The sequence below is a fragment of the Rickettsia argasii T170-B genome, from assembly GCF_000965185.1.
Taxonomy (GTDB): Bacteria; Pseudomonadota; Alphaproteobacteria; order Rickettsiales; family Rickettsiaceae; genus Rickettsia; species Rickettsia rickettsii.
This window is the reverse complement of sequence record NZ_LAOQ01000004.1, coordinates 107634-129075: the sequence shown is the minus strand read 5'-3', so window position 1 is coordinate 129075 and position 21442 is coordinate 107634. Positions and strand designations below refer to the sequence as shown.

The window sequence follows — 21442 nt, the reverse complement described above, 5'->3', positions numbered from 1 at the left end:
AGGATCCGTAGGTGACGCGGCAATCCAGAAAATAATTAAAAAATTCTGTAAATCAGAATTTTTAACTGGATTGCTTCATCAATTGCTATGCAATTTCCTTGTAATGACGGATAAATAGGTCCACGCAACAATACCTCCTTGCAATGACGTTCTACCGTACAATAAAAAATCAAAAACAAAAAAAACAATCATGGAACATATAGAAACAATATTAAGGTTTGCTGAGGACAAAATCTTATTAGTACAAAACTTAAAAGCTCTGCAAGAATATAAAGTAGAATTTTTAGGCAAGAACGGTATAGTGACCGGTGAGCTTAAAAAATTAGGTAGTTTAAATGAACGGGAACGTAAAGAATTTGGCTTAAAAATCAATAAATTAAAAGATAAAATACAGAATATAATAAAAGCAAAAGAAGAAATTTTAGAGGAGCAGGAACTAAATTTTAAACTTGCTGCCGATAAAATTGATTTAACAATCCCTGCACGGAGATATAAACAAGGTTCTATTCATCCAATAACACAATGTAGTGAGGAGTTAATACAAGTATTTTCGCAGTTTGGTTTTACTATAGAAAATGGACCGAATATCGAGAATGATTTTCATAATTTTACCGCTCTCAATTTTGAAGATGATCATCCAGCAAGGCAAATGCATGATACTTTTTATTTGAAAAGTCAGGAAAATAATAAGCCGCTGTTATTACGTACTCATACCTCAACAGTGCAGATTAGAGCTATGAAAAACGGCAAACCGCCTTTTAGGTTTATAGCACCGGGTAGGACTTATAGATCGGATTCGGATATGACGCATACGCCAATGTTCCACCAAATAGAAGGGCTTGTTATGGATAAAAATATCAATATGGGACATTTAAAATATGTTATCACGGCATTTATAAAAAGCTTTTTTGAAAATTCTAATATTGAATTACGTTTTAGACCCAGCTTTTTTCCATTTACCGAACCTTCTGCCGAAGTTGATATTCGGGTGAATAAAAACGATAAATGGCTTGAGGTCCTCGGTTGCGGGATGGTTCATCCAAACGTGCTTAAAAATGTTGGTATTGATAGCAGCGAGTATCAAGGTTTTGCTTTTGGGCTGGGAGTAGAGCGTTTTGCAATGTTAAAATATAATATCAAAGATTTAAGACAATTTTTTGAAGGAGATATGCGTTGGCTTAAACATTATAATTTTGGGAGCTTTGATATACCGAATTTAGCAGGGGGGCTTACGAAATGAAATTTACGTTATCATGGTTAAAACAATTTTTAGAGACATCGGCTTCAGTTACTGAAATTGCCGAAGCCCTAACAGCTATTGGCCTTGAAGTGGAAGAGGTGATAGATAAAGCGGCGGAATTACAAAAGTTTGAAGTAGCATGTATTACAAATATTAAACCTCACCCGTCAGCTGATAAATTAAAGCTTTGTGATGTTGAGACTAAAAGCGGTATGCTGCAAATAGTTTGTGGTGCGCGTAATGCAAGAGCAGGTATAAAAGTAGTACTTGCAAATATCGGAGTAGAAATACCAAACGGCAAATTTAAGATTAAGGAATCTGTTATTAGAGGCGAAAAAAGCTGTGGTATGCTTTGCTCTGAAGAGGAATTACTGCTAGCTTCAGAGTCTGAAGGGATTATAGAGCTATCTGAAGATGCCGTAGTTGGAGAAAATTTTACTAAATATTACGGTTTAGATGATCCTATATTTGTTATTAACGTTACTCCTAATCGTGGTGATGCACTTGGAGTTTACGGCATCGCAAGAGATTTAGCAGCTAAAGGAATAGGAATACTTAAAGAGCTAGAAATTTCGGCAATAAAGAGTACATTTATTTCTAAAATGAAGCTTAAAGTGCAAGATAAAGAAGCCTGTCCGTTATTTACTTTTAGAGAGATAAGAAATTTAAAAAATAAACCAAGCCCTGATTGGTTACGGAAATTATTAAAAAATGTTGGGGTAAAAACTATTTCAAGCTTAGTGGATGTAACAAATTATATTTCCTATAGCTTTGGGCAGCCGATGCATGCTTATGATGCAGATAGGATAAAAGGGGGAATTACTGTAGCACGTCATTGCGAGAAGCATAGCGACGAAGCAATCTCAGGACAACAAAATGAGATTGCCACGGCTGCTTTGCAGCCTCGCAATGACTTAGCTAAATGCCACGCCCTAAACGGCAAAGAATATTTACTTACAGAAAATGATTTAGTTATAAAAGATGAAAGCGGTATTCAAGGTCTGGCCGGTATCATTGGCGAGGCTGATAGTAGTTGTACTGATAGTACGACTAATATAATACTCGAGGCTGCTTGTTTTAATGCTAAAATGGTTGCAGCTAGCGGGCGAAGATTCCAAATTGATACGGATGCTAGATATCGTAATGAGCGTAATATCGATAGAAATTTTACGGAAAAGGCTTTGGATATAGCAACTAATCTTATTTTGTCAATATGCGGAAACGGTGAAGTATCGGAAGTAGTGAAAGTCGGTGAAAAAGAGTCACAAAAAAAAACTTTAGATTTTTCAGCATGTTATTTAGAAAAAATTACAGGAATTAAACTAAATATCAAAGCGATAGAAGCCATATTAAATAAACTAGGATTTATTACGGATGTTAAAGGTAAGATTATAAAGGTCATAGCTCCTTCTTGGCGTCACGATATAACTATTTTAGAAGATATAGCTGAAGAAATCGCTCGTATTTACGGCTATGATAAAATAGAGAGTATAAAATTACCCGAACTAGATCAAGATAATAATAAGCTAAGAGCGCATAAAAGAATATCTAGTTTTAAAAGGATATTAGCAAGCAAAGGCTATGATGAGGTAGTAACTAACTCTTTTATGAGTAGTGAAGATGCAAAGTTGTTTGCTGAATTAAAAGAAGAGTTATTTTTGCTTAATCCTATTAGTATAGGAGACAATTATATGCGTCCTACTATACTGCCGAATTTGTTAAGTATAGTAAGTAAAAATCTAGCACGCTCTATAAAAGATATGGCTTTTTTTGAAGTTGGACCAAGTTTCATAGATTTAAATACGGAAGCAACTTATTTGACGGCAATTATAAGCGGTTCATATAATAATAAAAATCCTCATTCGCTTGGACGAGGCTATGATGTTTTTGATCTTAAAGGCGATTTAGAGTTGGTAGCTGATTATGCAGGACTATCTATAGATAAGTGTATAGCAACAAATGGGACAGCATTGCCACAATATTATCATCCAACTAGAGCAGTAAATATAGGGCTTGGTAAAAATTTATTAGGTCATTTTGGGCAGATACACCCTAAAATATTGAAATATTACGATATTAATCAGGAAATATTTGCATTCGAGCTAAATATTACGAATTTGCCGTTGATAAAAGCTAAATTTGGTAAAAGAGACGAATTTGCAGTATCGGATTTCCAAGCTAATTTTAGAGATTACGCATTTATTGTTGATCAAGATCATAGAGTCGGTGAAATAATATCATATATAAATAATTTTAATAAAAAGCTTGTCAAATCAGTTATATTATTTGATATTTATAGCGGTGATAAATTACCTGAAGGTAAAAAATCTATAGCGGTTAAAATAGAGCTACAAGCAGATGATCGGACGTTATCTGATACTGATTTAAATTCGTTCAGTAAAGATTTAGTTGCTGCCATCTCACAAAAATTTCAAGGAACATTAAGAGAATAACAACATGTTAAAATTAATAGTTGAAACAAAAACGTTAGTTCAGTCCCTAGGGTTCGCAAGTTCCGTTGTTGAAAAACGTAATGTAATACCTGAATATGCAAACATTAAATTATCGGCAAAAGACGGCAATCTAGAGCTTAGTTCTACTAATATGGATTTGTACTTAAGTCAAAAAATAGCAGTACAGGTAGTAAGTGAAGGTGAATGTACCGTTTCTACAAAAACTCTAAATGATATAGTCCGAAAACTTCCGGATTCCGAGCTTACATTAACAGATCTCGGTACAATGGGACTTGAGATCCAAGGAAAAAATTGTAAATTTAATTTATTTACTTTGCCGGTTAGTTCTTTTCCTGCAATGGATAGTATTAATCCTGAAGCAAGTTTTAAAATTTCCTGCACGGATTTTGCTAAAATAATCGAATCGACAAAATTTTCGATTTCTTTAGATGAAACTCGTTATAATTTAAATGGTGTTTATTTACACATAAAAGACAAAGAGTTTTGTTCGGCAAGTACCGATGGGCATAGACTTTCGATTTCATGGGTAACATTAGAAAAACAAATAAAGAATTTTGGAGTTATATTACCACAAAAAAGTGCAGAGGAAATTTTAAAAATCGTTAAAGATCCTAAAAATATAAATGAAGATATAGAAATTTTATTAAATAGCAATAAGATTAAATTTATATGTAACGAAAATACTATTATGCTATCAAAGCTTATAGACGGTACTTTCCCTGATTATAGTACTTTTATTCCGGAAAGCAGCAGCTCAAAATTAGTAATTAATCGAAAAATGTTTGTAGATAGTATAGAAAGGATAGCGATAATAACCGTTGAAAAATTTAGAGCAGTAAAATTATCGTTATCTCGTGGAACCTTAGAGATTAGTGCCGTCGGTGAAGCAAGAGGTAACGCAAAAGAGGTTATTAATTCTTCACAAGATAAGGAAAGTTTTTATGCATATAATAGTGATGAGTCTTTAGCTATAGGCTTTAACCCGCAATATTTGGAAGATGTCTTAAAAGCAGTGAAATCGGATTTAGTAGAACTATATTTTTCAGATGTTTCAGCACCGGTACTTATTAAATTTCTTGAGAATCCTAAAGATACTTTTGTCGTCATGCCTGTTAAGGTGTAAGTTTTATGAGAACCGGAATATATAAGCATTACAAAGAAAAATTATATTAAGTTATAGATACTGTAAAACATAAACTTTGCAAGAGTTATATGATAATTTCCAGCTTGTGGGTAAGGCTGCTTGAAATGTTTAACGAAAAGGTTTTATTACACGGCAAAAATATTCCACGTTTTGAATTTATTTCTGAGAAATAATTAAATCTGCCCTATATCATTCCCGCGTAGGCGGGCATGACATCGAGTGGGTTTTTTGAGCCATATAACAATGCCAAAGAACGGTGGGAAGAAATATTTTTTGACTAATAGCTAAAGCTTCTCTATTATTTACTTCAAGCACACTAATTAAATATTGGTTATGAAGAAAATTATCGGATTATTTTTTGTAATTATACTTAGTGCAATAAGTACTAGTATCTTAGCGGGTGATTATCCCAAAACAGAACGAGAGCAGAAATGGGACGAAGTAGGTTCTATAGCAGGTGAAGAAGGATTAGTTTTTAGACCGGGTAGGGTTAAGAATGAATCTACTAAAGCTGTAGGAGGTTCAGTTAATAAATATCTCTGGCAAGCAGCATTAGAGACTATAAGTGTTGCGCCTCTTGCATCAGCCGACTCAAACGGCGGCGTGATTATTACGGAATGGTATAGCCCACGTTCTAATCCTAATTTTCGATTTAAAATAAATATATTTATTAAAGACGATGTAATCAGCCCTGATTCAATCGAAGTGAAAGTATTTGAAGAAATGCTTAAAAATAAACAATGGGTACTTAATGAAAACACCTCAAATCTTGCTATCACGCTTGAAGATAAAATTTTAAGAAAAGCTAGAGATATATATATTAATAGTGTGAGATAATAACAGTATTGCCGTCATTGTGAGGAAATTGCATAGCAATTGACGAAGCAATCTCAGGATATTTGATGAGATTGCCGTGCAGTCTACGACTGCTCGCAATGACAATGCAGTATATAAATTAAAAAAATATGAACCAAATAGAACAAAAATGGCAGTACATTTGGCAAGAAGAAAAAGCTTTTGAGGTATCAAACGCGAGTAGCAAGCCAAAATATTACGTACTTGAAATGCTGCCTTATCCTTCCGGTAAAATCCATGTAGGTCACGTACGCAACTATTCTATAGGTGATGTTATTGCAAGGTTTATGACTATGCAAGGTTTTAATGTGCTTCATCCGATGGGCTGGGATGCTTTCGGGCTACCTGCCGAAAATGCCGCAATAAAAAATAATTCTCACCCAAAAAAATGGACATATTCTAATATCGAGAATATGAAAAAGCAGCTAAAATCTATGGGCTTTTCTTATGATTGGTCTAGAGAGATAAATAGTTGCGATCCTGAGTATTATAAACATGAGCAGAAATTCTTTTTAGAGCTTTATGAACGAAATCTTGCTTATCAAAAAGAATCATTTGTTAATTGGGATCCGGTTGATAATACCGTGCTTGCGAATGAACAAGTTGTAGACGGGCGTGGTTGGCGTTCAGGTGCAATAGTTGCAAAACGTTATTTAAAGCAATGGTTCTTAAAAACCACCGATTATGCTGAAGAATTATTAAACGAAATTCAGAATTTAAAAGAGTGGCCTGAAGCTGTTCGGTCTATGCAAGAGAAATGGATAGGTAAATCGATAGGTGCTAATTTTCATTTCAAAATTAAGGATAATGAAGAGACTACTATAGAAGTATTCTCAACCAAACCTGAAACCATTTTTGGTGCTAGCTTTATAGGAATTGCCTTTAATCATCCAATAATAGAGCGGTTAGTTTCTAAAACACCTGAAATACTCGCTTTTATAACTAAATGCTCGCATATTACAAGAAGTAGCGAACTAGAAAAGGCTGAAAAGGAAGGTGTATTTACCGGTCTTTTTGTTACTCATCCTTTCGATTCAAATATAGTTTTACCGGTTATTATTACTAATTTTGTGCTAATGGATTATGGTACTGGTGCAATATTTGGTTGTCCTGCTCATGACGAACGTGACCATGAATTAGCTGTTAAAATGAATTTATCTATTAAACAAGTAATTAAAGCAGATATGGATGTACAAAAGACCGCTTATACGGAAGATGGAATTTTAATTAATTCGGATTTTCTAAACGGCTTAACTAGTAACGAAGCAAAACAAGAAGTCATCGGAGAATTTGAGAAACTAGGCATAGGTAAACGCAGCGTAAATTATCGTCTAAAAGATTGGGGGATTTCAAGGCAGCGCTTTTGGGGATGTCCTATTCCTATGATTCACTGCGAAACTTGTGGCATAGTGTCCGTACCTTACAAAGACTTACCCGTTACTTTACCTGATGATGTAAATTTTGATGGTCACGGTAATCCGCTTGATCATCATCCTAGTTGGAAACATGTTAATTGTCCGAAATGCGATAAGCCGGCTGTGCGTGAAACCGATACTTTTGATACATTTTTTGAATCATCTTGGTATTTTACGAGATATTGCAATAGCAATGCTACAGAGATGACTGATAAAAAAGCTTGTGATTACTGGCTACCGGTCGATAAATATATAGGCGGCATTGAACATGCGGTAATGCATTTATTATATGCAAGATTTTTCACAAAAGTAATGAACGAACAGAATTACGTAAGCGTTCGAGAGCCTTTTAAAGGGCTATTTACTCAAGGTATGGTGCTGCATGCCACTTACAAAGATGAACATAATAATTGGTTATATCCTGAAGAAGTAGTGAAAAAGGGTAATGAATTTTTTCATAAAGAAAGCAATAATAGAGTAGTGCAGGGGCGCATTGAAAAGATGAGTAAGTCTAAAAAGAATCTCATCGATCTTGAGACAATGCAAGAGCAATATGGGGCAGATGCTATTAGGCTTTTTGTACTGTCCGATAGTCCGCCTGAGAAAGATCTAGAATGGTCGGCAAGCGGTATTGAAGGCTGCTCACGTTTTATTAATAAGCTTGAGTATATGTTTAAGGCAATAGATTCTTTAAAAGATGATGTGAATAGCGAGATTAATAAAGAGCTTAATAGGTTAGTACATTTTACAATAAAGCACGTCGCCGAAGATATAAAGCGTTTTGCCCTAAACAGAGCAATAGCACGTATGCGTGAGCTTTCTAATGTTATATCTGCTGAAATATCCAAAGATAAAATTGATGTTAAAACCGTAAGGCATGGCTTTAATGTTTTAGTACAGCTACTAAATCCTTTTATCCCGCATATTACGGAAGAAATTTGGCAGAAGCTTGGCAATAAAGAGCGATTATATAATTTGTCTTTTCCTGTATTTGATGAATCAATGCTAGAGTTAGATACATATATTATGGCAGTGCAGGTTAACGGCAAACTCCGTGATACCTATGAGTTTAAAATGTCCGTAAGTGAAGATGAAATAAAGCAAGTTACCGTCAGTCTGCCAAAGGTACAAAAGTTCTTAGAAGGGAAAGAGCCGAAGAAGATTATCCTCGTTCCTCGTAAAATTGTGAATATACTCATTTAATTTGGAAAATTGGCTACGTCGTTTTGGTAAGTCTTCGGATGCTCACGTATTAAGTATACGCTCCGCTCCTCGGCTTACAGACTCCTTGCTCTTTCCAAATTAAACTGCGTCTATCTACTTTTCATTTATCAGTTTGTTTTAAGTATATTATTTTTTGAATCTGTCATCCCACGACTTGATCGCGGGATCCAGTTTAAAATACTAAAAGTATTAGTACTTTAAGTTGTTTTTAAATACTGTGGTCAAGCTGCAGTATGACACCTAGCTGACTTTTATTGTATTACCACCATACTAACCCAAAAAAAGTATTAGTATGACCTAAAACGACCTCCTTATGTTTATCTAATGAAGCATCATAATGCTGCTTTGTCTCATTTATAAAATTACTGCAATTATTATGGTAAGTACCTTTTGAAGCACCCTTATAACTCTGATAAGATGAAGTTTCATAATGCCTCTTCTCTAAGGTAATAGTAAATATTGTTTATTAGCATTAATACTTTATCTATTATATAATTGGCTGCCTACCAAAATGCGGCAAAAACACCGCCATCAATACTTAAAGTGTCTGCTTCTGTTTCACAAGTTATAATCCTAGTATAACAGAGGTTTGCTATACTATCTAGACTTAGATTTAAATCTGACTCTGAATCTAGCACTTCTATTTTTTTTCTATTAGTCATAAAGATCCCTTTTTAGTTACTAATTAATTAAACTTTTTGTATAACTTGCGTCTAAGGGTAAATTTGTATGTCAATCCGGTACTCACATCCTCACGTATTTTATGTACGCTGCGGTGGCAAGTGTTTCCGTGTTTCCTTCAAATTCTTCCTTATTAGCTACATTATGCAATAAGTCTATTGTAGGCTCAGTAATTTAAAAAAATCAATTAGCTACTAATAGACTGTCTGTAATAAATTTTAACTGGTAATTTAATTTTTTTTGCTGTAAATTATAAGATTTTTTTGGAATAGGAACTGCTATTTCTGCAAAAATCTTCAATTATTAATTAAAATTTATTACAGATAGACTATTAAATAGTGCGCCTGATTTTATACCTGAAGTCAATAAATGGTATTAATAAATTAATGCATGAAAATATCGATTTCATTCCAACCGATAAGGTCTAAATTAGCTCTTATCGGTAAAAAACGGAAAATATCTTGGGCAAGTTCATACCTATTTTCTTTAAGTAGCATTTTTTGTAAAATATCTTTTAACTGATGCAAATAAAGCACATCTTTTGCTGCATATTCTTTTTGTTCTGAAGATAAATTATCCGCACCCCAATAGGAAGATTGTTGTTGTTTTGAAATATTTATATTAAGCAATTCTCGGCACAAATCCTTAAGCCCATGACTATCGGTATAAGTTCTAACTAGTTTTGAAGATATTTTAGTACAAAAGATATTTTCTAAATCTATATTTAAATATTTTTTTATGGATGCTAGATCAAATCTAGCAAAATGAAATATTTTGCATCTAGTTTTATCTAATAATAATGCTTTTACATTAGGAGCTATATAATCTTGATTTGTAAAATGAACAAGATGAGCTTCACCATTGCCATTACTAAATTGTAGCAAACATAGTTTATCTCTATGTAGATTTAGTCCCATTGTCTCGGTATCTATAGCTAGATCTCCTTCAAGTTCAAAATTATTAGGTAGGTCGTTTTGATAAATTTTTATAGTCATAAATGATTTTTAATTCCTTTTAATCAATAATGTTGTTGTGTGGATCGAAAAACGCGTTCTGTGTCATACCGTGGCTTGACCACGGTATCCAAAAAAAATTAAAAAAGACTGGATCCCGCGATCAAGTCGCGGGATGACAACAAAGTTTTGTTATTGGTGATTAAACACCTGCTCATTTGGAGCAGCTACTCCTAAAACTTTCTTTGCTTGTTCTTCTAACATATCTTTATTTAGAGATTCCGTTCGAAGTAATTTGACGTTATGCTCAAGTTCTACTCTTTCTGCTCGTAAGCCTTTTAGTTCATCATAAGCTTTTTCAAGCTGCCTATTTACTTTTAAATATGCAATAATCCCTTTGTTACCATATATGCAATGAAAAACAAAATATCCAAGCAGTAAAGCTAAAAAGATATTTAAAATTATTTTTTTAGAATGATTATTTAAATATATTATCATAAATATATATTCATAAGAAATAATATCAGAGCGGTTAAAATAATACTATCAAATCTGTCTAGTACTCCTCCATGACCGGGTATTATATGACCGCTATCTTTAATATTAAATTTTCGCTTAAAATATGAAATAAATAAATCACTTAATTGAGCTATTAATGCTAATATGCAACTAATTATAAACAAATAAATTTTATTTGAAAAATAGTAATTTTCAATATGAAAGTTTGGTATAAAACTAACTAATACCGCAACTAAACCTGCTGATAATACTCCCGTCACTAAACCGCTCCAGGTTTTTTTAGGACTAAGTTGCGGAGCAAGTTTTGCTCCTTTAAAAGTTTTGCCGCCAATCATAGCGAAAGTATCTACCGACCACATTATGCAAAAATAAAGCATAATAAGCCATCTATTGGTATCTTCCATACTTAAAAATATTAATAGGCTTATAGGAATCGGAATAATAATTAGCCCGATTAATAGATCAGGAATAGAAGAGTAGGTCATATTATACCATTCACTTAACATTCCCGTACCTACTAATATCATTAGAATATAGAATAAAGGCTTACACCATAATATAGCTACGACAAATAACGGAACTAAAACTATACTGGACAGGATTCTTAAATATATGTTTGATTTTTGTTTATCTTTTGCCAAATGTTCTTTTTCTTTTTGAGTAATCATTTATAGCTTCTTGTATATCATATTTATTAAAATCAGGCCAATATTTGGGTGAGAAATATAATTCAGCATAAGCTGCTTGCCAAAGCAAGAAATTACTGATGCGATAAACCCCGCCCGGTCTTATTAATAAATCTACATCCGGCATTTCAGGATCATATAAAGCGTGTTGTATATCGCTGTCACTTACTGCTTTTTTACCGCTTGTAATAATTTTTGTGCAGGCATCAACTATTTCTTGACGACTTCCATAACTAAAAGCTATACAAAGCGTTATTTTATTATTATTTTTTGTTAATGCTATAGCATTATTTATTTGTTTTTGCAATGAGCTACTTAATAAATTAAGCCTACCTATTACTTTTATTTTAACGCCGTTTTTATGTAAATTATTTAATTCGGTTTTTAAATAAATACTTAATAATTTTATTAAGAAATCTACTTCTGTGCTTGAGCGTTGCCAATTTTCGGAAGAGAAAGTATATAAAGTTATATAAGGTATGTTAAGGTTAATAAACTCAGGCAGTAATTCACGAATTTTATCGGCTCCTGCTTTATGCCCTTCAGATTTTGTTAAGTTATGCTGATCTGCCCAACGAGCATTACCGTCCATTATTATTGCTAAATGTTTTATGTTAGTCATTATTTTATATTTTAGATGTTGCTGCATGGATCGATTTTTCCGTCATTGCGAGCAACTGCAAGGAGCGTGGCAATCTCATGAAACAATATAAAATTTCTGAGATTGTCACACCCTTGGCTTTGCCTATCCTTGTAATGACGATTTGGTATCTACACGGGAATGACATCGGTAGTCATATTTTAGGTATTTCGATTCTTACCGATAGCCCGCCTAAATCCTTGCTATCTTCTAAATAAATAGAGCCTTTATGATCGTTTATTATTTCTTTAGTAATAGCAAGCCCAAGTCCTACGTTACTTGCATTATCAAGCTGTCTTGCTTTATCTGATCTATAAAACGGTTTAAATACAAGGTGTGTTTCCGTATCATCTATACCGGGACCGTTATCCTCAATAATTATAGCTACGGTAGATGAATTATCTTTTGAGGATATCTTAATTTTAGTTCCATATTTTATAGCGTTACCGATTAAATTAGACAAGGCTCTTTCAAAAGAATTCGGCTTAATGCATACTTCTAGTTTATCTAAATTAGTAGATTTTATAAATTCAATATTTACATGTGACCATTTGTTAAAAAAACGTTCCATCCAAGGTAATAATAAAATGTCTTCAAATTCTTCTTTACTTTCACCTTTAGCAAAATCTAAATAAGAATTTATCATTTGCTGCATAGTTAATATATCTTGTTTTAACCCTTCGATTTCTTCGCTTTCTTCCATCAATTCAAGTTGTAGCTTCATTCTTGTTAAAGGAGTTCTAAGGTCATGAGAAATCATAGCAAGCATAGTGGTTTTTTTAGTAATTTGTTTTTCAATACGAGCTTTCATTTTTAAAAAAGCAAGCCCTGCTTTTCTTATTTCTAAGGCTCCTGAAGGTTTAAAATTTTTGCCTTTTAAAACACCTCGACCAAATTTATCCATGCTATCCGCAAGAGTGAGTATTGATTTAATTTGATTTTTGGAGAAAATAATAGAAACAGAAAGTAATATAACAGTTAAAGATATAATCCATAAAACAAATATATATACTGTAGGATTAAGTAGTAACTTTGCAGGAAAAGTAATATATAATACTCCATCTTTTAATTCTAAAAATACTTCAATTTTATTTTCCTTATTTAGTTTAACTATATTTTTTCATGGATTTTTGTAGCTAAAATATTTTTGAATATAGTTAAAGGTTCACCTAATTTAGGCTGTTTTATAGATAACTTTTTATTAAGCTGAAACTGATAAGATAAATTAAGATAATTTTCCGATAAATGGGTTATCTCTCTTGAATTATTTCTATGTTCTTTAATCAATGATTCTATTTCATTGATAATAATAGTACTAGTATAATATGAAACATTATACCAATGACGATCGTAAAACAAAAATATAGCAACGATTTGTCCTATTAAAATCGGAATGATTATAATAAACATAAACCGTACAAATAATGTTCTCGGTAAAGCATATTTCAAAGAGCTTGATACAAGCGAATTTTTCAAGAATCGTCTGTGCTCACGTATTTTTATACGCTGTATAGGCTTGCTTTTAAATTCATCCTGTCTGAAGCTCTTTGAAATATGCTGTAATAATTTAGATATAAAGTGCATAGCCCTCATTACGCACGGTTTTTAAATATTTCGGCTCTTTTGGGTTGTCTTCTATTTTGCTTCTTATTCTTGTAATTTGTACATCGATAGAACGTATGCTAAGACCTCCCATTATTTTTGACAGTTCAAAACGACTAGTAGATTTACCGGAATTTTTTATTAATATCTCAAGTAATTTTTGTTCAGTAGAGCTAAGAGATACAATTTGATTATTCTTGGTAAATTCTTTTGTATCGGAATTATAAAAATTATTGCCGAATTTAATTATATTCGTTTCTTTTTTAAAGTTATTATAATTATTGATTAAGTTATTTATCCGAAGTAATAATTCTCTCGGTTCAAAAGGTTTAGTTATATAATCAGAGGCACCGGCTTCAAGTCCTTTAACACGGTCATCGGCTTCCGATAAAGCAGTAAGCATAACTATAGGAATATTATTACCGGCATCCCTTATAGTAGTAGCAAAATCAAGCCCTGTGATTTCAGGTAACATAACATCTAAAATAATTAAATCATAATTAGAAGTTTTTAATAGATTTTTAGCTTCTATGACTGAACTTGCCGTTGATACTAAAAACGCATTTTTATTTAAAAATTGCTTTAAAAGTGCTAATATTCTGCTATCATCATCAACGATTAAAATATGTGCTTTGTATGTATGCATGTATACTCGTTTAATTTTAAAAAATTGTATTTCACTATTGTCATCCCGTGGCTTGACCACGGGATCTTATGTCGCAGGCTGTGTTCTGAGATCCTGCGATCAAGTCGCGGGATGATTAAATACTACTGGATTTCCGCTTTCGCAGGAATGACATAAGAATTACGGCCATATAGCTCATGACGATTGACAATACTTTAATATAAATATAGGTTAATGACAATGATAAAACTAGAGCAAATTGTTTGGCATGTTTGGATTAACGGTGATTTAGTTCCTTATCAATTTGCAAGGATTCATGTTTTGACTCATAGCCTGCATTATTCAGGATCGGTATTTGAGGGTGAGAGAGCTTATAACGGCAAAGTTTTTAAACTAAAAGAACATACGGCAAGATTAATAAAATCAGCAGAAGTATTAGGTTTGAAAGCACCTTATAATGTAGACGAGATAATAAAAGCTCATGAACTTGTAATAAAACAAAATAATATTAAGGATGCATATATAAGACCGCTTATTTGGTGCGGAGACGAGTCGCTAAATATCACTAATCAGTATTTATCTACTAATCTTTTGATTGCTGGTATTCCATCTATGCCGAGGTCTTTTGAGAAAGGTATAAATTTGCATGTAAGCCGCTGGCGTAAAGCAATGCCTGATAGCACCCCGGTACAATCTAAATCCGCAGCTCAATATAATATGGCAATAACGAGTAAAAAAGAAGCTAAGGCTCTTGGCTATGATGATGCATTATTACTTGATTATGAAGGGTATATTGCTGAATGCACTACAACAAATATTTTCTTTGTTAAAGATAAAATATTATATACTCCAATTGCCGATAGGTTTTTAAACGGTATAACAAGACAGACTATTATTGAAATTGCAAAAGATTTAGGTCTAGAAGTAAAAGAAGAGCGTTTAAAATTAGAGCAAATAGAGGATTTTACCGGATGTTTTGTTACAGGCACGGCAATTGAGGTACAAAATATTGATTCTATAGATCTTGGCAATAAAAAGATTATTTTTGATGATCATAAAATTGCAGATCGTTTGAAAGAAGAGTATAGGCGTGTTGTTAGGGAGTAGAAAAAACATCATTGCGAGGAGGTATTGCCTTTGTATGGATACCGAGTCGTCATTGCGAGCAGTCGTAGACTGCGTGGCAATCTCATGAAATAATAACAAACTCCTGAGATTGCTTCGTCAATTGCTATGCAATTTCCTCGCAATGACGATTTAATAAGCTAAACAATTAAAATCAAAAAAATCATGCATAACATATTTAAAGGTTTAATTACCGCACTTATAACACCTTTTAAAGATAATAAGTTAGACTTATATGCTTTAGAGAGAATTGTAAAACATCAAATAAAGCATGAAGTCGATGCAGTATTAATTGCAGGCTCAACGGGAGAAAGTAGTAGTTTAAGCTTTGAAGAATATAAATTATTACTGCAAACTAGCGTAGAAATCGTTAATAAGTGTATTCCTATAATAAGTGGGTGTTCATCAAATAATACTACTTATGCAAGAGCACTTGCAGCGGAATCTACAAAAATCGGCGTAGATGGTTTTATGGCTAGTCCACCATCTTATGTCAAACCTACCCAACACGGGATTTATAAGCATTTTGAAGCATTGCATGAAGCGTGTAATCTACCTATTATGTTATATTCAGCTCCAACTAGAAGCGGAGTAGATTTTTCTGATGAGACAATATTGAGACTTAGCAAGCTACCGCGTATTTTAGCATTAAAAGATTGTGGTGTAGATTTAGAACGTCCATTGCGGATCAGAGCAACAGTTAAAAAGGATTTCAATATTTTAACCGGTAATGATGAAGTAGTCTTAGCTTTTAACGCTCAAGGTGGGGTAGGGTGGACTTCTGTAGCCTCTAATATTGTTCCTAATATATGTAAAGAGCTATTAGAAAAATGGAATAAGAACGATACTAAAGGAGCATTAGAAATCCATCAGAAATTACTACCTTTATATACAGCATTATTTGTAGAATCTAATCCGATTCCGATAAAATATGCTGCACATTATTTAGGTTTATGTGAAAATGAAATTAGACCCCCATTAACTGAAGCAAGCGATAGTGCCAAAAAACAAATTGAAAACATCATAACATCACTATCTATAAAAATATGACCGAATATAAGAAAGTTATTGCACAAAATAAGAAAGCCCTTTTTAATTATTTTATTGAAGAAAGATTAGAAGCGGGTATTGTATTAAAGGGTAGTGAAGTACAGTCTCTGCGTCAAGGCAAAGCTTCTATAGAAGAAAGTTATGCGGCAGATACCGAACATGAGGTATTTTTGTATAACTGCCATATTGCAGAATATGAAAAAGCGAATAGATTTAATCATGTTACTCGTAGACCGCGTAAATTATTGTTGCATACTAAAGAGATAAAGAAAATTATCGGTAGAATTAGAATAAAAGGCTATACGCTAGTAGCTCTTTCTATGTATTTTAATAAAAAAAATAAAGTGAAAGTTGAACTTGGTATTGCTAAAGGTAAGAAATTACATGATAAAAGAGAGTCAATTAAAGAAAAAGACTGGAAAAGAGATCAGAGCAGATTAATAAGACAGAAGTAATGGACTTTGCTACACCGGATGACAAGCCGGCTTTGTTACATAGCTCGTTTTATGTCATTCCCGCGAAAGCGGGATGACATATAGAATTACTTAGATTTTAGGAAGATATAAAATTTTTAAAAAAGGTATTTATGCAGTATATTATAGGTAAAATATTGGTTATATTTATAGTTGTAATAGGAGTTTTATTTGTTTTCAAAACAATGAAAACTTATTCTACAAATCCGGTTTCTGTTGAGGTTAAACAAAGCGAAGATGCAAGAAAATGTGAAGAGGAAAGAGTACAAGAAATAATCAAAGATTATTTGCTTAAAACTCCGGAAATAATAATAGAATCAATAGAAGGGTTGCAAAAACGTAAAGTACAGGAAAATGAGACTAAAGTTAATAACTATCTAAAAGATAATAAGTTAAGTATTGAAGATAGCACAAGCTTTCCTGTTATAGGAAATAAAGACGGTGATGTAACAATAATTGCTTTTTATGATTACAATTGTTCTTATTGTAAAAAAGGCGATGTTTCTATAAATGAATTATTGCAAAACGATCCAAAAGTTAAAGTTGTATTAAGACCGCTTCCTATCCTGGGAGATGCTTCCGAATATCTTGCAAGAATAGTTTTGGCCGTTTATAAGGTTAATCCAAGTAAATTCAAAGCTGTTCATGATGAATTAATAAAAATAAGAGATGTTTCTAAGGAATCTATAAAAGAATTATTAACTGAGAATGGCTTAAATGCTACGGCAATTGAAGAAATTGCCGATAGCAATGAGATTAAAGATTTAATTACTCAAAATATGAAAATAGCTAGAAGTCTTAGAATGCAAGGAGTACCTGCGTATATAATCGATTCAGAATTAATACCTGGGTTAATAGATTTCTCACAATTATTAAATATAGTTAAAGAAATTAGGTATAATAAGAGTTCTTAAGAATTGTTGTGTAGACCAGTAAATGCTTTTTATGTTATTCCCGCGAAAGCATTGTTGCATGGATACCAAATCATCATTGTGAGGAACGAAGCGACGTGGCAATCTTGTCAAGCATCCTGAAATTGCTTCGTCAATTACTTACGTAATTTCCTCGCAATGACGACCTTCAGTCTCCACGCAACAAGGCCTAGTAGGAATGACAGCAATTGCTCTTGAATAACTTTAGCCTTTATTTAGTAAATCTAACATAGTTTTACCGATATCGGCAGGGGATCTAGTGATAGTTACGCCGGCACTTTGTAGAGTTTCAAGCTTATCTTCGGCACTTCCTGTTCCTCCGACAATAATAGCTCCGGCATGTCCCATTCTTTTACCTGGAGGTGCTGTAATACCTGCAATAAAGCTTACTATAGGTTTCTTGATTTTTGACTGCTTGATAAACTCAGCTGCATCTTCTTCTGCATTGCCGCCAATTTCACCGATCATAATAATTGCTTTTGTTTCATCATCTTTCAAAAACATCTCAATACAATCAACAAAATTAGTGCCGTTAACAGGATCACCGCCTATACCGACACACGTAGATTGTCCAAGTCCTACTGCTGTTGTCTGTGCTACTGCTTCATAAGTTAGAGTACCTGATCTTGAAACAATACCTATCGTTCCTCTTTTATGAATATGCCCAGGCATAATACCGATTTTACATTCACCCGGTGTGATAACTCCAGGGCAGTTAGGACCGATTAATCTAGTTTTAGAACCGACTAAAGCACGTTTTACTTTCACCATATCAAGCACTGGAATTCCTTCCGTTATACATACTACTACTTCAATTTCGGCATCGATTGCTTCTAATATCGAATCAGCGGCAAAGCCGGGCGGAACATATATAACGCTTGCATTTGCACCGGTTTTTGCTTTTGCTTCATGTACGGTATTATATACAGGTAAATCAAGGTGAGTATGACCGCCTTTGCCGGGTGTAACACCGCCAACCATGTTAGTGCCGTACGCTATCGCTTGTTCAGAGTGAAAAGTTCCTTGTGAACCAGTAAAACCCTGACAGATAACTTGTGTTTTTTTATTTATTAATATTGCCATGTTAAATAATGTTTATTGTTTTTATTTTACTTTGATGTCATCCCGCGACTTGGTCGCGTGATCCAGTCCTTTTTTAATTTTTTGATGGACACTGTGGTCAAACCACGGTATGACACTGAACTGGTTTTTCGAGCCATACAACAAGGTCAATGCCTGCATAGCTCATGACGGTTATCTACCGTATCGCTTCAACTATTTTATTTGCCGCATCTGCTAAATCATGTGCTGGTATTATTTCTAAACCGGAATTTGATAAAATTTCTTCGCCTTTTTCAACGTTTGTACCGGCTAAACGAACTACTAACGGTACTTTTATATCTATGTCTTTTGCAGCTGCAATAATCCCTTCTGCTATAATATCACAACGCATGATACCGCCAAAAATATTAACTAGAATCCCTTGTACTTCTTTATCAGATAAAATTATTTTTAAAGCTTCTTTTACACGTTCACGATCAGCTCCACCACCGACATCCAAGAAATTAGCAGGCGAAGCACCGTAAAGTTTAATAATATCCATAGTGGCCATGGCAAGACCAGCACCGTTAACCATGCAACCGATATTACCGTCCATTTTTACATAGCTAAGTCCTGCATTTGCTGCTCTAGTTTCTAGAGGATCTTCTTCATCATGATCACGCATTGCCGTAATATTCGGATGCCGAAATAAGCCGTTATCGTCAAAAGTAATTTTTGCATCTAAAGCTAATAAGTTCCCGTCGCTATTTACAATTAATGGGTTGATTTCAATTTGTGCTGTATCGGTTTCAATAAAAGCATTATAGACTGATTTTACTATTTCTTTCATCTGTTTGGCTTGGTTATCCTTAAAGCCTAACTCATAAGCTATGCCCCGCATATGAAAATCTTGTAAACCGGTTGCAGGATCAACGGAAAATTTAATAATTTTTTCCGGAGTTTTTTCTGCTACTTCTTCAATATCAACTCCTCCTTCTGTAGAAGCTATAAAAGTAATACAGCTAGCCGATCTATCAAATACTATACTAAAATAATATTCTTTTAAAATATCACAACCTGACTCGATATAAAGACGGTTTACTTTTTGTCCTTGAGGTCCTGTTTGATGCGTTACTAAATTAATACCAAACATGTCATGAGCAACTTTTTTGGCTTCTTCTTTACTCTTAACAACCTTAACACCGCCTGCTTTACCTCTACCGCCAGCATGTATTTGTGCTTTAATCACATATACTTCCGTATTTAATTTATCTATGGTTTCATTAATCTTTTCGGTTTTCGTAACAACTAGCCCGGTGGAAGTAGGTACGCTGTATTTTCTTAAAATCTCTTTTGCTTGATATTCATGAATATTCATTTTAAATAATTTATTAATTTGCTATTAATTTTTATGGATAAGATGCATTTTTAACTTCTCTTACTATGTCTTTATCAAAAGTGATAAACTTATTAGCACTATTGACTTCTCCTTCTGCAATAATCATATAATCGGCAAAGTCTGCTTTACCTTTAAAGCTGATATTATTATGTCTTGATGTCCAATGATAAAGCTGGAATTATCAATAAGATTAATTATTGCTTCATAAATTTCCTGGCGAGTAAATTTATTTACTTTTAGCACCCATACAAATTCAAGTAATGCATATGATGCAATAAAAATCTTATTAGTGATGTTATTTTTTAAGAAATTTTGAGCTGCTTTACCTTGTATTTCATCATCTGCAAGAAAAGTACGAGTTAAGATATTGGTGTCAATGCCTATCATTTTCGATAACCGCAATACTAATAGCTTCATCTACATCCACCGGACCGTTTTTAGCTTTATATTTACCTTTACCAAAAAAGCTATAGATATCTTTTTTTATAGGAAGCAATTCTAATGTTTCATTTTTTTTGTAGTTAATTATTAACTCAGAACCTGAATGTAAACCAAGTTTATTTCTTATATATTTAGGGATAACTACCTGTCCTTTCGATGAGATTACTACTCTGGCACTTTTACTCATAATACTAATATAGTAAGTTATCTGATCTTACTTTGTATATAAAACACAATTTATTATATGTCAATAAGTTTATAATGAGGTTACTCATTCAATATTCTCTTTAATACGTTATTTTTCCTAATAAAGTGATGATATAATGCAGCTAGTATATGAAAAATAATTAAAGCAGTAAATAAGCAGCCTTTTTATGGATTTTTTTTAAAGATTTTGGCAAATTGTAAATCTGGAGCAAAAGAATTTATAGTAAACAAACCATAAAAATCAATATGATGGTTTGATAAAATAGTTATTAGAAAGCCGCTTATCGGCATTAATAACATTAAAAGCTATAGCAAATTTATATTAATATTAGCGGCTTTTTTTGCCAATTTGGCATATCTTCCGGTAGCAAAACATTAGCATTATAGAATTTCCATAAAAGCCTTATTATTACTAAAGATAAAACAACTATACCGGTTGCTTCATGTATCCCGTATAATTGCCATTTTAAAGGAAGTTCTACGAAATTATCCATTAAGAAACCGACAACGAGCATTAATATAACTATAATGCTCATGATCCAGTGAAAAAGTTTTGCAGTTAAGCCGTAAGAATTTTCAGTATTTGTAAGTAGCATGATAGTACTCAAACTTACTTAATGTCATTGTCGCTCTTCTATGTCATTCCTGCGAAAGCAGGAATCTAAAAAACAATAAAAAATACTAAAATTATTAGTATTTTTAACTAGATCCCATGG

20 protein-coding genes and 4 pseudogenes are annotated in these 21442 nt (G+C 33.0%); 10 read left to right on the top strand and 14 right to left on the bottom strand.

Annotated features, from left to right (window positions below; all coding sequences use genetic code 11):
- The first annotated feature begins 190 nt into the window (after positions 1-190).
- From pheS to leuS, 6 genes are all read left to right on the top strand, one after another.
- Complete coding sequence (gene pheS / locus RAT170B_RS05655) at positions 191-1240, top strand: phenylalanine--tRNA ligase subunit alpha (protein WP_045805832.1); 1050 nt, start codon at positions 191-193, stop codon at positions 1238-1240.
- Complete coding sequence (gene pheT, locus RAT170B_RS05650) at positions 1237-3693, top strand: phenylalanine--tRNA ligase subunit beta (protein WP_045805831.1); 2457 nt, start codon at positions 1237-1239, stop codon at positions 3691-3693. The genes pheS and pheT overlap by 4 nt, the downstream gene beginning before the upstream one ends.
- A gap of 4 nt (positions 3694-3697) precedes the next feature.
- Positions 3698-4837: a DNA polymerase III subunit beta gene (dnaN, locus tag RAT170B_RS05645; protein WP_045805830.1), complete on the top strand. Its 1140-nt coding sequence runs from the start codon at positions 3698-3700 to the stop codon at positions 4835-4837.
- An 89-nt stretch (positions 4838-4926) separates the two neighbouring features.
- On the top strand, positions 4927-5031 hold the full coding sequence (locus tag RAT170B_RS12420) for a DUF1653 domain-containing protein (RefSeq protein WP_014014277.1): 105 nt from the start codon (positions 4927-4929) through the stop codon (positions 5029-5031).
- Positions 5032-5191: 160 nt separating this feature from the next.
- Entirely contained in the window at positions 5192-5695 is a 504-nt protein-coding gene (locus RAT170B_RS05640) for a DUF3576 domain-containing protein (RefSeq protein ID WP_014014278.1), read from the top strand.
- 128 nt (positions 5696-5823) lie between these two features.
- Positions 5824-8331 carry a leucine--tRNA ligase gene (gene leuS, locus RAT170B_RS05635; protein ID WP_045805829.1) on the top strand — a complete coding sequence of 836 codons (2508 nt, stop codon included), beginning with the start codon at positions 5824-5826 and terminating at the stop codon, positions 8329-8331.
- Here the strand turns inward: leuS and RAT170B_RS11635 are convergent.
- From RAT170B_RS11635 to RAT170B_RS05605, 9 genes and pseudogenes are all read right to left on the bottom strand, one after another.
- Positions 8328-8424, bottom strand: a pseudogene (locus RAT170B_RS11635) (palindromic element RPE5 domain-containing protein); the annotation flags it as partial. The gene leuS and the pseudogene RAT170B_RS11635 sit on opposite strands and share 4 nt — an antisense overlap.
- Before the next feature lie 431 nt (positions 8425-8855).
- Positions 8856-9014 (bottom strand): hypothetical protein, encoded by a 159-nt coding sequence (locus RAT170B_RS10580; protein ID WP_014014280.1) that lies wholly within the window; start codon positions 9012-9014, stop codon positions 8856-8858.
- A 25-nt stretch (positions 9015-9039) separates the two neighbouring features.
- Positions 9040-9207 (bottom strand): annotated as a pseudogene (locus RAT170B_RS12415) (palindromic element RPE1 domain-containing protein); the annotation flags it as partial.
- Positions 9208-9416: 209 nt separating this feature from the next.
- The gene (locus RAT170B_RS05630; RefSeq protein WP_045805828.1) at positions 9417-10028 is read right to left on the bottom strand and encodes a ribonuclease D; all 612 of its coding nucleotides are present in this window, start codon (positions 10026-10028) and stop codon (positions 9417-9419) included.
- A gap of 150 nt (positions 10029-10178) precedes the next feature.
- Positions 10179-10484, bottom strand: coding sequence for an FtsB family cell division protein (locus RAT170B_RS05625; protein WP_014014282.1), 306 nt, complete (start codon positions 10482-10484; stop codon positions 10179-10181).
- On the bottom strand, positions 10481-11173 hold the full coding sequence (locus RAT170B_RS05620; protein ID WP_045805827.1) for a phosphatidate cytidylyltransferase: 693 nt from the start codon (positions 11171-11173) through the stop codon (positions 10481-10483). The genes RAT170B_RS05625 and RAT170B_RS05620 overlap by 4 nt, the downstream gene beginning before the upstream one ends.
- On the bottom strand, positions 11133-11840 hold the full coding sequence (uppS, locus tag RAT170B_RS05615) for a polyprenyl diphosphate synthase (protein WP_173018740.1): 708 nt from the start codon (positions 11838-11840) through the stop codon (positions 11133-11135). Before uppS ends, RAT170B_RS05620 begins: the two co-directional genes overlap by 41 nt.
- A 145-nt stretch (positions 11841-11985) precedes the next feature.
- Positions 11986-13415: pseudogene (locus tag RAT170B_RS05610) on the bottom strand (ATP-binding protein).
- A complete protein-coding gene (locus RAT170B_RS05605) occupies positions 13399-14079 on the bottom strand; it encodes a response regulator transcription factor (RefSeq protein WP_014014286.1) in 681 nt (226 codons plus the stop codon). The pseudogene RAT170B_RS05610 and the gene RAT170B_RS05605 overlap by 17 nt, the downstream one beginning before the upstream one ends.
- A gap of 213 nt (positions 14080-14292) precedes the next feature.
- Here RAT170B_RS05605 and RAT170B_RS05600 point away from each other — a divergent pair, with 213 nt between their 5' ends.
- The 4 genes from RAT170B_RS05600 to RAT170B_RS05585 all read left to right on the top strand — a co-directional run bounded on the left by RAT170B_RS05600 (position 14293) and on the right by RAT170B_RS05585 (position 17620).
- Positions 14293-15165, top strand: a complete 873-nt coding sequence (locus tag RAT170B_RS05600; RefSeq protein ID WP_045805826.1) for a branched-chain amino acid transaminase — start codon at positions 14293-14295, stop codon at positions 15163-15165.
- A gap of 183 nt (positions 15166-15348) precedes the next feature.
- Positions 15349-16233: a 4-hydroxy-tetrahydrodipicolinate synthase gene (dapA, locus tag RAT170B_RS05595; RefSeq protein WP_004995750.1), complete on the top strand. Its 885-nt coding sequence runs from the start codon at positions 15349-15351 to the stop codon at positions 16231-16233.
- Positions 16230-16688, top strand: a complete 459-nt coding sequence (smpB, locus tag RAT170B_RS05590; RefSeq protein ID WP_014014289.1) for an SsrA-binding protein SmpB — start codon at positions 16230-16232, stop codon at positions 16686-16688. The genes dapA and smpB overlap by 4 nt, the downstream gene beginning before the upstream one ends.
- Before the next feature lie 131 nt (positions 16689-16819).
- Positions 16820-17620: a DsbA family protein gene (locus RAT170B_RS05585; RefSeq protein WP_045805825.1), complete on the top strand. Its 801-nt coding sequence runs from the start codon at positions 16820-16822 to the stop codon at positions 17618-17620.
- A gap of 222 nt (positions 17621-17842) precedes the next feature.
- Here RAT170B_RS05585 and sucD read toward each other — a convergent pair whose 3' ends face one another.
- The 5 genes and pseudogenes from sucD to RAT170B_RS05555 form a co-directional block, all read right to left on the bottom strand.
- Entirely contained in the window at positions 17843-18721 is an 879-nt protein-coding gene (sucD, locus tag RAT170B_RS05580; RefSeq protein ID WP_014014291.1) for a succinate--CoA ligase subunit alpha, read from the bottom strand.
- 175 nt (positions 18722-18896) lie between these two features.
- Complete coding sequence (sucC, locus tag RAT170B_RS05575; RefSeq protein WP_045805824.1) at positions 18897-20057, bottom strand: ADP-forming succinate--CoA ligase subunit beta; 1161 nt, start codon at positions 20055-20057, stop codon at positions 18897-18899.
- Positions 20058-20088: 31 nt separating this feature from the next.
- A pseudogene (locus RAT170B_RS05570) lies at positions 20089-20465 on the bottom strand (PIN domain-containing protein).
- The gene (locus RAT170B_RS05565; protein WP_014014293.1) at positions 20452-20706 is read right to left on the bottom strand and encodes an AbrB/MazE/SpoVT family DNA-binding domain-containing protein; all 255 of its coding nucleotides are present in this window, start codon (positions 20704-20706) and stop codon (positions 20452-20454) included. The pseudogene RAT170B_RS05570 and the gene RAT170B_RS05565 overlap by 14 nt, the downstream one beginning before the upstream one ends.
- 337 nt (positions 20707-21043) lie before the next feature.
- The gene (locus RAT170B_RS05555) at positions 21044-21322 is read right to left on the bottom strand and encodes a cytochrome b (protein WP_045805821.1); all 279 of its coding nucleotides are present in this window, start codon (positions 21320-21322) and stop codon (positions 21044-21046) included.
- Positions 21323-21442: the final 120 nt, after the last annotated feature.

Bases quoted from the DNA above. Each gene is read 5' to 3' on its own strand.
- RAT170B_RS05625 (WP_014014282.1), bottom strand. From the start codon at position 10,484: ATGATAATATATTTAAATAATCATTCTAAAAAAATAATTTTAAATATC.
- RAT170B_RS05605 (WP_014014286.1), bottom strand. From the start codon at position 14,079: ATGCATACATACAAAGCACATATTTTAATCGTTGATGATGATAGCAGA.
- RAT170B_RS05630 (WP_045805828.1), bottom strand. From the start codon at position 10,028: ATGACTATAAAAATTTATCAAAACGACCTACCTAATAATTTTGAACTT.
- smpB (WP_014014289.1), top strand. From the start codon at position 16,230: ATGACCGAATATAAGAAAGTTATTGCACAAAATAAGAAAGCCCTTTTT.
- dnaN (WP_045805830.1), top strand. From the start codon at position 3,698: ATGTTAAAATTAATAGTTGAAACAAAAACGTTAGTTCAGTCCCTAGGG.
- RAT170B_RS05555 (WP_045805821.1), bottom strand. From the start codon at position 21,322: ATGCTACTTACAAATACTGAAAATTCTTACGGCTTAACTGCAAAACTT.
- RAT170B_RS05565 (WP_014014293.1), bottom strand. From the start codon at position 20,706: ATGAGTAAAAGTGCCAGAGTAGTAATCTCATCGAAAGGACAGGTAGTT.
- uppS (WP_173018740.1), bottom strand. From the start codon at position 11,840: ATGCAGCAACATCTAAAATATAAAATAATGACTAACATAAAACATTTA.
- RAT170B_RS05600 (WP_045805826.1), top strand. From the start codon at position 14,293: ATGACAATGATAAAACTAGAGCAAATTGTTTGGCATGTTTGGATTAAC.
- RAT170B_RS05640 (WP_014014278.1), top strand. From the start codon at position 5,192: ATGAAGAAAATTATCGGATTATTTTTTGTAATTATACTTAGTGCAATA.
- RAT170B_RS12420 (WP_014014277.1), top strand. From the start codon at position 4,927: ATGATAATTTCCAGCTTGTGGGTAAGGCTGCTTGAAATGTTTAACGAA.
- pheT (WP_045805831.1), top strand. From the start codon at position 1,237: ATGAAATTTACGTTATCATGGTTAAAACAATTTTTAGAGACATCGGCT.
- RAT170B_RS10580 (WP_014014280.1), bottom strand. From the start codon at position 9,014: ATGACTAATAGAAAAAAAATAGAAGTGCTAGATTCAGAGTCAGATTTA.
- leuS (WP_045805829.1), top strand. From the start codon at position 5,824: ATGAACCAAATAGAACAAAAATGGCAGTACATTTGGCAAGAAGAAAAA.
- sucD (WP_014014291.1), bottom strand. From the start codon at position 18,721: ATGGCAATATTAATAAATAAAAAAACACAAGTTATCTGTCAGGGTTTT.
- pheS (WP_045805832.1), top strand. From the start codon at position 191: ATGGAACATATAGAAACAATATTAAGGTTTGCTGAGGACAAAATCTTA.
- dapA (WP_004995750.1), top strand. From the start codon at position 15,349: ATGCATAACATATTTAAAGGTTTAATTACCGCACTTATAACACCTTTT.
- RAT170B_RS05620 (WP_045805827.1), bottom strand. From the start codon at position 11,173: ATGATTACTCAAAAAGAAAAAGAACATTTGGCAAAAGATAAACAAAAA.
- sucC (WP_045805824.1), bottom strand. From the start codon at position 20,057: ATGAATATTCATGAATATCAAGCAAAAGAGATTTTAAGAAAATACAGC.
- RAT170B_RS05585 (WP_045805825.1), top strand. From the start codon at position 16,820: ATGCAGTATATTATAGGTAAAATATTGGTTATATTTATAGTTGTAATA.